This window comes from Sulfurimonas iocasae, from assembly GCF_047716755.1.
GTDB lineage: Bacteria > Campylobacterota > Campylobacteria > Campylobacterales > Sulfurimonadaceae > Sulfurimonas.
In genome coordinates this window covers 2079477-2091585 of record NZ_CP180409.1, presented here as the reverse complement: position 1 = coordinate 2091585, position 12109 = coordinate 2079477, and the positions used below count along the sequence as shown (strand labels likewise).

At 31.5% G+C, this 12109-nt stretch carries 10 protein-coding genes; 3 read left to right on the top strand and 7 right to left on the bottom strand.

Annotated elements, in window-relative coordinates:
- The gene (locus tag ACLHDE_RS10590; RefSeq protein WP_415396386.1) at window positions 1-936 is read right to left on the bottom strand and encodes an HD-GYP domain-containing protein; all 936 of its coding nucleotides are present in this window, start codon (window positions 934-936) and stop codon (window positions 1-3) included.
- A gap of 141 nt (window positions 937-1077) precedes the next feature.
- Window positions 1078-1242, bottom strand: coding sequence for a hypothetical protein (locus tag ACLHDE_RS10585; RefSeq protein WP_415396385.1), 165 nt, complete (start codon window positions 1240-1242; stop codon window positions 1078-1080).
- A 171-nt stretch (window positions 1243-1413) separates the two neighbouring features.
- Here ACLHDE_RS10585 and ACLHDE_RS10580 point away from each other — a divergent pair, with 171 nt between their 5' ends.
- Window positions 1414-1713, top strand: a complete 300-nt coding sequence (locus ACLHDE_RS10580) for a hypothetical protein (RefSeq protein ID WP_415396384.1) — start codon at window positions 1414-1416, stop codon at window positions 1711-1713.
- Window positions 1714-1731: 18 nt separating this feature from the next.
- Here the strand turns inward: ACLHDE_RS10580 and ACLHDE_RS10575 are convergent, their stop codons facing one another.
- Entirely contained in the window at window positions 1732-3966 is a 2235-nt protein-coding gene (locus tag ACLHDE_RS10575) for a nitrate- and nitrite sensing domain-containing protein (protein ID WP_415396383.1), read from the bottom strand.
- A gap of 369 nt (window positions 3967-4335) precedes the next feature.
- Here ACLHDE_RS10575 and ACLHDE_RS10570 point away from each other — a divergent pair, with 369 nt between their 5' ends.
- Both ACLHDE_RS10570 and ACLHDE_RS10565 read left to right on the top strand, forming a co-directional pair.
- Complete coding sequence (locus ACLHDE_RS10570) at window positions 4336-5571, top strand: IS110 family transposase (RefSeq protein WP_415395806.1); 1236 nt, start codon at window positions 4336-4338, stop codon at window positions 5569-5571.
- Between the two features lie 510 nt (window positions 5572-6081).
- On the top strand, window positions 6082-6747 hold the full coding sequence (locus tag ACLHDE_RS10565; protein ID WP_415396382.1) for a uracil-DNA glycosylase: 666 nt from the start codon (window positions 6082-6084) through the stop codon (window positions 6745-6747).
- Here the strand turns inward: ACLHDE_RS10565 and ACLHDE_RS10560 are convergent.
- The 4 genes from ACLHDE_RS10560 to ACLHDE_RS10545 are packed head-to-tail and all read right to left on the bottom strand — an operon-like array spanning window position 6740 to window position 12100.
- Window positions 6740-7744, bottom strand: coding sequence for an endonuclease/exonuclease/phosphatase family protein (locus ACLHDE_RS10560; protein WP_415396381.1), 1005 nt, complete (start codon window positions 7742-7744; stop codon window positions 6740-6742). The two genes, ACLHDE_RS10565 and ACLHDE_RS10560, sit on opposite strands and share 8 nt — an antisense overlap.
- The gene (locus ACLHDE_RS10555; RefSeq protein WP_415396380.1) at window positions 7744-9693 is read right to left on the bottom strand and encodes a M3 family metallopeptidase; all 1950 of its coding nucleotides are present in this window, start codon (window positions 9691-9693) and stop codon (window positions 7744-7746) included. Before ACLHDE_RS10555 ends, ACLHDE_RS10560 begins: the two co-directional genes overlap by 1 nt.
- Window positions 9693-10784 carry a trypsin-like peptidase domain-containing protein gene (locus ACLHDE_RS10550; protein WP_415396379.1) on the bottom strand — a complete coding sequence of 364 codons (1092 nt, stop codon included), beginning with the start codon at window positions 10782-10784 and terminating at the stop codon, window positions 9693-9695. The genes ACLHDE_RS10555 and ACLHDE_RS10550 overlap by 1 nt, the downstream gene beginning before the upstream one ends.
- Window positions 10784-12100: a hypothetical protein gene (locus tag ACLHDE_RS10545; protein ID WP_415396378.1), complete on the bottom strand. Its 1317-nt coding sequence runs from the start codon at window positions 12098-12100 to the stop codon at window positions 10784-10786. The genes ACLHDE_RS10550 and ACLHDE_RS10545 overlap by 1 nt, the downstream gene beginning before the upstream one ends.
- Between the last annotated feature and the right edge of the window lie 9 nt (window positions 12101-12109).

The window sequence follows — 12109 nt, the reverse complement described above, 5'->3', positions numbered from 1 at the left end:
CTATCTAAACAACATTATCATTTTGTTAAGTAGTTTAATATCAACATGATTTTTCATTGTTAGTTTCATGAGTTTTATAGCTTCAAATGTTGTCATGGCTTCTTTATAGGTTCTTCTGCTCGTTAATGCATCAAAAATATCACATATACATATAATACGTGCAAAAAATGGTATGTCTGAGCCTTTTAGTCCAGATGGATAGCCAGTACCATCCATTTTCTCATGATGATATCTTATACCATCTAATACGTCATTATTATTTATACCTAATTTTAATCCTAACTTATAGCCAAGTTCAGAATGCTTTTTTACCTCATGAAACTCTCTATCTGTTAATATTCCATTTTTAGTTATGATTGCAGGATCTACTTTACTTTTGCCTAAATCATGCAAGAGAGCTGCTTCTCCAAGTGCGGATAGTGTTTCTGGTTGCATTTTCAAATATGCTCCTAAACACAGTGCATAAATAGATACATTGATAGAATGGGTATGAGTATAGTAATCATGTGTAGTAATATCCATTATAGATTTGATAGTAAAATCATCATCTAAAATAGTTTCTAGCATTTGATTTACAACTTCTTTGGAAGATTCATAATTGCCTAAATCTTCAGGATTAGAAAAGAGATTGCTTAGTACATTTGAAGCATGTTTATAGGCAACAGATGGTTTTTTATCTAGTTTAATGTTTTTTAGTTCTTCTTGAGTCTCTAAAAAAGTTTCGTAAAACTCTTCATACTCATTATGTTGAGCCTCATCAACATATAAAATATCTGCAGAGCTAATAATAACTTTATCATCACGAGTAAAACAAATACCATTCTCTTTGATGCAGTACATTTCTTCATCTGAAGAGAGCATAAAAATATTAAATTTTAAACTAATTCCCTCAGAAATAATATTTTTGTCAATAGCTAGATATTTTGTTGATTTCATTACTCTTTTCACTTATTCTTAGAATTATATTATTATATTGTAAAATAGTGAGCAAGTAGTGAGCAATGAGATATATGTCTCTAAAAAGTCTTTATAGTGTTACTTTATGAGAGTAATATTAAAATGATAAATTATTATTTGTTATATATTTCCTCTAAGAGAATCTTTTGCGACTTCAAAGAGTTCCCCATTCTCATCTTCTACAAGTGCAGTTAATTTTCCATTTTCTGTAAATACAGTAATTATTTTTACTTGTGAATCATTATATGTGTAAGTATCTGCTTCAAAATGATTTGTATGAGACATATATTACTCCTTTAAAATTTGTTATATTTTTACATACTTTTTTTAACTTTTATGAATATATTTCATTATGTCAAATAATATTTTAAGGATATCGTAAAAGACCTCATAATAGTGTTAAAATTTGATATACTTGCGGTAGATATAGTTTAATATTTTTATTAAAGGTTTTATGTGGATAGTGAAATGGTTTATTCTGCTCTTGGCATTGTTATTTTTATCATCATTATTATAATGACTATGCGTAGCAATGTGGTTGAGATAGTTCAAAGTAAAGAACAAAAGAGAGCAGATATCATCAATCGATATAAGCAAGAACTTAAATTTGCACTCGATCCATTGATGGATGATATGGATGCTAGAGTTGCAAAAAAAGGTGAACTTTTAAAAAAGTTCAGTGATGAACTATCATTAAATATCTTTTTTGACAAAGATGAACTAAAAAAAATTATCTTAGAACTTTCACAAGAATAAGATTCTTATAGTGGCTTGTTAATGATGATATTGAAGAAGCATTTCATTTAGCAGAACAAATAGTTTATCACTGTTTTCTTCCATCGTTCTTAATTTTTCTACAATTTTCTCTTCATTTTCTATTCTGGTATCTTCATTTTTGAAATAAATAATACAGTTATGTACACTATCATGAACTATTTTATGTGGTTCAAGAGCGGCCTTATAAGCTTGTGTATTTCCAAAACGCTCTTTACCGTCACTTGTATACCATTTTCCAAGTCTACACTCTGTATGTGAGCCAAATGACTTGCTATTGTCAGCTGTTACAATCGAGTCATAAGCATTAGATTTGTAAATAATATGATCGATTTTAGCTAAAACAATAAATACTTTGTTCTCCATATCGTTTATAATTTCAGCCATCTCTACCGCATCTGAATTCATTTCACTCATAGTTGTGTTAAAGTTATCAACCGAACTAGAAGCTTCGTCTGCTATAGAAATCATTGTTCCTGATTTTTCCAAGATGATATTAGATTCTTGTTTCATAGAGTTAATAGAGATAGTTATCTCACTAGTGGCTTTTTGAGTTCTCTCTGCAAGTTTACGAACTTCATCCGCTACAACGGCAAATCCACGACCATGCTCTCCAGCACGAGCTGCTTCTATGGCCGCATTTAGGGCAAGAAGATTTGTCTGTTCAGCGATATCTTTAATTAGCTCAACAATAGATGTAATCTCATTAGTTTGGTTATTTAAACCCTCAATAGAGACATTACTATCATTGATTTGCTCAACTAGTACTTGTAGTCTTTCTAAAATATTTTCTACTGCACTCATTGAATCATTTGAAGTTTGAGCTGTATGTTTAGTTGTAGATTGAACCTCACTTAGCTCTTGAATTACGTTAGACATTTCACTTTGAATAAGTTCAAGACCGTCACCAACACTACCTACAGCTCTGACATTTGAGTTAAAATTAATAATATTTTGCTTTTCATGTGCTTCTTCCATGGCAGATATGCCATCTTTTACATTATGAATTGCTTCAGCAAAATCTCCATGCAGTCCATTGTCATTAAGAACGTAACTAAAATCACCTTGTGAAGCTTTGTGCACAGAAGTATTGATTCTGCTAGTTAAATCTTTGATTAAGTCTACTAACATTGCAAGCAATTGTGTGATTTCATCCATCTCATTTGTAATAACAATTTTTTTCTCTATTTCAATAGATAAATTACCGTCTGTTGTTATCTGAGTAATTATTTTTTTAACTCTATTTATAGAGTCTGAGATACCATTTGATACATCTCTTGTTAGGTACATGGTGAATAAGACCACAATAGCCGATAGTATAGATATGAAAATTAGTGACATCATTGAAGTATAAACCATAGAAGCTGCCATATTTAATGTATAGTTGGCCAAAGTATCTTCAAACTCTTTTAGTTTATTGATTTTTTTAGTAATTGTTTTAAACCATACAGTAGCATCTACTCCAAAATCATTCTCTTTTTCAGAAGCTATTTCTCTAAACTTATCTACCGCTGCAAATGAACTGTCGGCTTTTATTATATTATATGCATTTTGCATATCACTGTTTGCCGTATGGATAAAAAGGTTTGTTAGTGCTTTTTGCTCAGAGACTAAAGAAGCAAACTTTGCAGCAGTGGCTCTTGTGAATTTGTCTTTTGCAAATACGCCTGAGAGTACAGCTCTCTCAATTCCAGCTCTCTCTTTAGAGGAGATAAATATAACAAAGCTGTTAAAGTTAGTTCTAAGTGTTATATCTTCAGATATTATTGAAAAGCGAGAGATCGTATCAATTAGTTTTTTATTTAAAGCTGTATAAAACACTACTGCATCTTTAACCTTGACACTTTGAGATTGTACTTTTTTTCTCATCGTTGCAATAGAATCTAAAGCTATCTCTTTAGCTACTTCGTTCGTAGCTTTTGAAGGATATTGACTAAGGTATGACATAAGCTCTTTAATTTTTACATCACTGGAATTATGTTGTTTAGGTAGGATATCTACAAACTTTGTTCCTTTAGAACCTAAGAAGCCCACACTGGCACCTCTTTCTTTTTGTAGTTCGTGTAAAACAGCACTCATCTTTACAGAGAGGTGTATAAGTGAAGCCGTATTTTTTATATTTTTGTAATTATTCCAATTAGCATAAGATGATTTTATAGAAAAAACTATGATAACAGATAGAACTACAATACTTAGAAAAATAAGTTTTTTTCTAATTGATATATTATTTAGCATTTTATATCCTCGTATAATTTCTTTTATGAGTAAGTAGTTCTTTTTTAAAGTTTTTTTGACTTTAAAGCAAAGAAGTATTACTCTTTTAAGATTGAAGTACTAACTTCAAATCTTGTAACTTTCACAGTTTATGACTAAAGATAAAACAACATTTTTTTCCTTATAGCAGGATATGAAAATATTTTATATCTACTGACTACATCATTAAGCCAGTTGGTGTCTTTAGTTGTTAATCACTTATTAAAAGCTGTTGGGGTAGCTGTTATTTTAGCACCTACAACACATAGATTAACGAGGCTGTGAATTCTAACAATTTAACTTTTGTTTTTTTGTTAGGCAACTTAAGATTACACGACAAGGATTATAGAGATGTATTACGTAGGAATAGATATTGCAAAGAGTTTTCATGTTGTTTCAGTTATCGATGATAGTGAAACTAAGGTTATTAACAAGCCTTTTAAAATCAACAATGATTTAAAAGGGTTTGAAAAATTACTTACTATTTTAGATAGTGTCACTTTAGATAAAGATGACTTTATTATCGGTATAGAAGCAACTGGTATTTATGGTGAAAACCTTTTAGAGTTTTTAAAGTCTAAGGGCTATAGTGTTAAACTACTCAATCCATTTCAAACCTCAAGGTATAGAGAACAAATAACTATGAAAAAAGTAAAAAATGACAACATAGACTCTTTAGTTATAGCACTCTTTTTAAAAGATGGCAAATACTCATCAGGTTATGTAACTGATGATGAGTATCAGAGCCTTAGAACACTCTATAGAAATCGTGCTTCTATTCAGTCTGATATGAAAGAGGTTAAGAAGAGAATCATTACTCAAATAACAGTTACATTTCCAGAGTTTGAGAGCTTCACAAATCCATTTACCATAAGTGGTCTAGCTCTGCTTGAAAAGTATCCAACAGCATATCACTATAAGCATAGTAGCGTTGATAGAATCATGAAGATATTTGCTCATATTCAAGGCAATAACTTCAATAAAGACAAAGCCCTAAGATTACTAGAACTCTCAAGAGAGTCTATCTATTCAGGTAAGGCTAAAGATGCAAGAGCAATAGCTATTAGAAGTACTATTAGGCTTTTAAAGATGTATCTTAGTGAGATAGATATTATTGAAGCTGAGATACTCTCTTTGCTTGATAAAAAAGGCATTAATAGTTCAACACTTGATGAGCTACCAGAGAGTAACACTCTTATTGATAACCTTAAAACCATACCTGGAGTAAGTGATAAAACTGTAGCTGCTGTTATTAGTGAATGTGGAGACCTGACGAGGTTTCCATCTATACCTAAGTTTATAGGATATCTTGGACTCTTTCCAACAGAAAATAGCTCTGGTAATTCTAAAAGTGTAGGTCACTTAAGTAAAAGAGGCTCTTCTTTGGTCAAGCATGCACTATATCTTAGTGCTGTAAGTTGTCTGATACATAACAAACAGATGAAGCAACTCTACGATACTAAAAGAAGTCAAGGCAAATCTAAAAAAGAGGGACTTGTTGCAGTTTCAAGAAAACTTGCAACTATCATATACTCTATTTTTAAATACAACACACCCTATAATCCAAATCGTGTATTTACAAATTAGTCATAAACAGTGATAAGTTAAAGATCACAAGTTAGTACTTAAATCATTCATAATAGCAATAATATTTAAAGCTATTACCGTACTAGTTGTTAACCAAAATAGAGACAAATATATAATTTACTCTATAGTTTGATTATCAAAACACTCTTTGCTCAAATTTTAGAAATGAAATACAACAAAGAGTATTTAAAAAATCAAACTTGCAAGATTTTTAGCTCTTGCATAGTTCTTTGAAGTAATATTGTTAATAAACTAATGTCTATTTTTTACTTTCCTTGCTTTTTAAGTTATTCTTTATAAAAAGGCTTAAGTATAAAGCCAAATACTGATTAAAATAGAGACTCACAAGCTTCAGTCCTTATTTTACAATAAATTGGACTTATATATTAACATTAGTGAGTATAACTAAAAATTATTTAAATTTATATTAAATGTAAATTTTAATTAACTATCATTCAAGCTTGCTATACTGTCAAGGGTGAAACTATGAATTAGATATAGGAAAGTGTAATGATATTAAGTAGTAATTGGTCAGCTCTTTTGAGCTCTCAGATGCAAGAGGTATATTTTATTGAGTTACAAAAGTTTATAGATGCAGAGTATGCTTCTAAAATTATCTATCCAAAATATGAAAACATATTTAGAGCTTTTAATCTTATCCCTCCAAAAAATGTAAAAGTTGTAATCATTGGTCAAGACCCATACCATGGCGAAAAACAAGCAAATGGTCTTGCTTTTTCAGTTTGTGATGAGTGTAAGATACCGCCATCTTTGAAAAATATTTTTACAGAGTTAGTTGATGATATGACTTGCAAATATCCAAGCTCAGGTAACCTTACCCATTGGGCAGAGGAGGGTGTTTTACTCATCAATAGTGTTTTAACAGTTGAGCAAGCAAAGGCTAACTCTCATAAAAACAGGGGTTGGGAAATGTTTACTGATTTTGTCATAAAGAAATTATCTCAAGAATACGAAAATATAGTTTTTATTTTGTGGGGGAATCCATCTCAAAAAAAAGAAAAACTCATAGATGCAACTAAACATCTAATCTTAAAAGCTCCTCACCCTTCACCACTATCTTCATACAGAGGTTTCTTCGGTTCAAAGCCATTCTCAAAATCAAATGAGTATTTAAAGGCCAACAAAAAAAAAGAGATAAATTGGTGTCTTACTTAACTCTAAACTTTGCCATTACAGGTAGGTGGTCTGAATAACCTTTCCCTTTATGTTTTGGGATTTTTGCACGAGAGACCTGCCATCTATAAATATTTTTCTTTTTAAAGAGATACTTTGCATCTAGGTTAGTAATAGAGCTATCTATATATGAGATGCCTTTTTTATCCAGCAATGGTTGGGAGATTAAAATATTATCCAAGGCCTCTTTTTTCCCTCTAAATATATATGAGTATCTTTTAGAAGCATCTGTATCATACCAAAGATTATAGAAGTTGTCTTTCTCATACTTTAAATCTTCTGCTTTTTGAGTCAGTTTTAGAGTTCTTAGTACATGGTTGATTCCGGTTTTACCATTGGTATCGTTATGTTTTCTTTTTCGTTTGAATTTAATATATTCTTCATAGTCGGAGTTAAAATCTCCAAGAAGAATTATATTTTTGTCATATCCTATCTCAGTTATTCTCTTTCTAAGAGTTTTTGCAGATGTTATCCTCATACTTTCAGGTCCAGATTTTGATTTCCAATGATTGATAAATATGTATAAATCATTATTATTTAACCTAAATTTTGCTTCTAGTATATTTCTGTATTTATAAGATAATGTTACACTCAACTCTTTTGCATATACAAATGGGACCTTACTTAAAAATGCAACTTTAATGGCAGTATTTTTTTTATCTGCAATAGAGTAGTACTGATAGTAGAGTCCATTTTGTTTAAGAGTAAATCGTAAATCTTTTAGAGCTTGGAGTGAATGAACTTCTTGTAGGGCTATAATATCTGCATCAATATCTTTTATGACTCTTGAGATATTTTGCAGTTTTATTTTATAGTTTTTTTTGTTCCAAAGAGATTTAGAGTTTGGTATATACTCTTTATATTTGTAGCCATTTTTTTCTAAGTCAAAGAGATTTTCTACATTGTAAGTTGCTATTTTTAAAATATTATCTCCTAATAGTAGGGTGAAAAGGCTAAAAAGTACAATGAGAAACTTCACTACTTAATGCCATTTAACCTAAGTAGATTTTGAGGATTTGGTTCTCTTCCCATAAGCTCTTTAAAATAATCATCCATACTTTTTGCTCCACCACCATTTAAAACAATATTAAAATATTTTTTAGCAGTCTGTGAGCCAAAGATACCCTCATCAACTACGCTAAAAAATGCATCTGCACTAAGTACTTCAGCCCATTTATAGCTGTAATATCCAGCTGCATAACCACCTGCGAAGATATGTGCGAAGCCATTTTGAAACTTGTTATACTCTGGAGTCTTTATGAGTGCTGTCTCTTTTCTTATCTCATTAAGTAGCTCTTGAACTTCATCACCTTGATAAAGTTTAGTGTGAAGTTTAAAGTCAAAAATAGAAAACTCTAATTGTCTAAGCATTCCAGAAGCAGATAAAAAGTTTTTTGCACGAACTAGTTTTTCTATCATTTCATCTGGAATAATTTCGCCAGTTTTACTATGAGATGCAAATAGTTTAAGAACTTTTGGCTCATAAGCAAAGTTTTCTAAAAACTGAGAAGGAAACTCAACTGCATCCCACTCAACACCGTTCACCCCACTTACTTCGTTTTCATGTACAGTGCTAAGAAGATGATGAATAGCGTGACCCATCTCATGAAAAAGGGTGACTACATCATCATGACGTAAAAGTGATTTTTGCGTTTTGCTAGATGCAGGGAAGTTACAAACTATAAATGCAGATGCAAGTTGAATATCTCCATTTTCATCTTTGCAATGAGCTTGCCAGTTGTGCATCCAAGCTCCACCTCTTTTGCTTTTTCTAGCTTCAAGGTCAAGGTAGATTCTTGCTTTTAACTCATCATCTATAAAAATATTATAAGAAGTTGCTTTTTCATCCCAAAGTTTTTCATCTACTTTTTTAAAACTGATTCCAACGAGTTTATTTAAAAAGTCAAACATACCGTTTACAACACTTGTCTGTTCAAAGTAAGGACGGTATAACTCTTCATCAATGTCATATTTCGCTTTTTTGAGTATCTCACTGTAGTAAGCACTATCGAAGCTTTGTAGAGGCTCTGGTGCTATCTCCTGAACCTCTTTTAACTCTTCTTGTGCTTGATGTTTTGATTTTGTAACCAAAGTTTGTAAAAACTCTTCTACGCTCGTTGTGTCTTTTGCCATTTTAGAAGCTAATGAGTACTCGGCATAAGAGTTAAATCCAAGTATCTTGCTCATCTCATTTTTAAGTGCTAACAACTCATCAATAATTGCTGCATTTTGGGGTGCTCTTGTTACATAAGCCTTGTAAAGGTCTTCTCTTGTTTTTGCATTTTTACCATAAGTCATATATGCGATGTATGATGGCATCTGAAGAGTAAATTTGTATTTTGTTACTCCTTCTTCCTTGTACTTAGCACTCTCTATATCACTCTGTGGTAAGCCTTCTACATCTTCTTTGTTTTCAGTTACATACTCATAAGCATTTGTTGCATCTAGAAGGTTCTGAGAGAAGTTGTTTGAGAGTTCACTCTTTTTTATATTTATCTCTTGAAGTCTCTCTTTATCTTTTGCGTCCAAGTGAGCACCGCTTAGTTCAAAATGCAAGATGTTAAGTTCAAGGACTCTGTTTTGCTCATAGTTTATAGTCTCTGCTTCACACTTTTGTATCTCTTTATAGGCATTGTAAATATCTAGATTTTGAGATAGTTTTGTAGAGTATTCTGTGATTATTGGCAAGCTATCAGCATATATTTTTTGTGTCTCATCTGAGTTGTTTACTGAGTTTAAGTGAGAGAGCGGAGTAAAAAACAGCTCTAGTCTCTCCTCTAGCATTTGTAGTGGCTTTACAAAGTTGGCATATGTTTTATGCTCTGTTTTTAAAAGCTCATCTATTTTTTTATTATTTTGTTCTAATTTTTCTTGTAACGTTTCTATAAAGTTGTCCAGATCTACACTGAACTCTAAAAATTTACCCATTATTCGTCTTCCTCGTCTCGTTTTAATTTTATGGCTTTAAACTCATTTATAAGTATTTCATCATACTTGTCGGAGAGTTTAAAAAGTCTATCAAATGCTATCTTGCCTTCATCAAATGTAAGAGATGAATCTACAATAAGATAAGATAGGTAGATGCTGTTTTCATTTATGGAAAATTGCAAATAGGAGAGTTTTTCATTCTCACTTAGCAAGTAGTCATAAATCTTCTCAATATTCTCTTGTGGAATTCTGCACAGTTTAGAGTCACCTATGATGATACCGTTTTCATAGTAGTTTATCTCAACTCTTGCACTCCCTTGGTCTACTCTCCAAGAGGCTTGTGAGCGTCTTGAGAGTGTAACATTTACACCAAGTGAATCTAAAATCTCCTCCATAAGTTTTGTAGCACCTGTTGGAATATAACCCTTTCTTCTTTGCTTCGCAACTTCAAGTTTTGTGCCGCACTGGGGGCAGTAGTCGTTTTTAATCTCTTGTTCTTTTATGAGATTTTTACAAGATGGGCATTTGATGATGTTTCGTGCATCTAGCTTTTTAAAATTTTCAAGTGTCTCTTGAACATAAAAATATGGAAGAGCAAAACCTAAGTTATTTGCATTTTGTATGATGAAAGTATTTACACCTATAACTTCACCATATATATTGAGTAGCGGTCCACCAGAGTTCCCAGGGTTTATGGCTGCATCTATTTGTATGTACTCTAAATCTTCATAAAGTCTTGAAGATTTAGATACTATTCCCTCAGTTGAGGTATAGTTTAGCCCGTATGGATGCCCAATAGCTATGACAGTATCACCATTTTTTACTAAGTTTGTAGATAGTTTTAATGGATTTTTAATGACTTCATATCGAGAATCTATAAAAGCCAAATCATAATCAGGGTCATCATAAATAACTTGTGCAATTACTCTTTTTATCTGCTTTGAACTTATAACGACTTTTTTAAGTCCACCGACAACATGAGAGTTTGTAATGATTAAATCACCAATAATAAAACCAGTACCACTGCCATATGGTGTCATTATTTGGATGATGTTGTCTACATATGTATCAAGAATTATTTGAGTATTCATTAAATCTCCTCAAAATTTAGATGTTTTAGCTGTAATAAATAGCTATTGCTTAATTCATTCAGAGATGAGAAGTTTAACTTATCACCAAAAGACTCAAGTTCTTTATACTGACTTAGATGTGGAGTGATAGCATCTTCTATTTTTGAAATAATCATTTTCTTGGCAAAGACTTCTTTCTCCTCGTCGTAAAGTGGAGTGTAATCTAGAGCTTTGAAAAAAGCTGGATTTTGAATCTCTACCAAGGTATGCATAAGTGCTTTAGTAACAGGATTTAGTCCATAGTTGTAAAGAATATAAAAAGAGATATATTTGTAAATAGTTGGTATTATCTGAGTGTAGCGATTGCTTTTATACCAACGTATTTTTATAAGTGATTCACTTATAAAGTTACTGATTTCTTCATGAGAAGTTTTTTCCATAGGATTAAAAGTATATTTTGCACTGTAAAATTTAGTGCTAAAGTCTTCAAAACTCATCTCTTTGAGTTTAATTATATATCTTTGAAGTTCTTCATTTTTAAACTCAGTCGGATTGCTCTCATCAGCAAAGTAGCGTTGTATTTTTTTACTGATTTTTTGATATATCTCACACTTTGGAACTAAGAGATAATCTACTTTAAAAAGAACATGTAGATATAAAAATGCTTGCATACCAGCATTGTCATTTGTAGGCAGAGTAAGTATCTTTGCATCGAGTGCGTCTATCCATTTGTGTAAAAACTCATACTTTATTTTTAATTCTTCATTATCAAGTTTAACTAGATGCTGTGTGTCTTGAAGCGTTATGTGTGGGAACTCAGTCTTTATATATTCTTTGTCAAAGTCTGCATTTAGTGCTATCTCTCTTAGAGGAAAAAATATTTTTTGTGGAGATACAGTTGCATTATCATGAAATAATTTTAGTTTTATATACTCTTTGTCACTAAAGTAGTAAGCATAAGTAAGTTGGTAGTTTCGCTCTAATATGTAGCGCTTTAGTGCAACTTCTGCATCTGCTGCTTTTATTATAATAGCTTCAGCGTAGAGACTCTCTTGTGTAACTGTTCCAACAATTTTTGCACTGCCTTGATATATCTCAAAGCTCATTATGTCATCTTCTATTTTAGTAATAATGTTTTGGTTTGAATCTTCGCCAGAGTAGTTCTCAAGCGACTTGAAAAAGTACTCATAAGCTTTTATGATTTCGTGTTTTTCAAATGCTTCATAAGAAGCATTAAAAAGCTTCTCCTCATCTGGAGATATAGTAGCATTTATGCCTCTTCCAAATGGGTGGCGAAGTTGGGTTATTTTAGTGTCAAAAAAGTTTAGCCAGTTCAAGTCTATTTC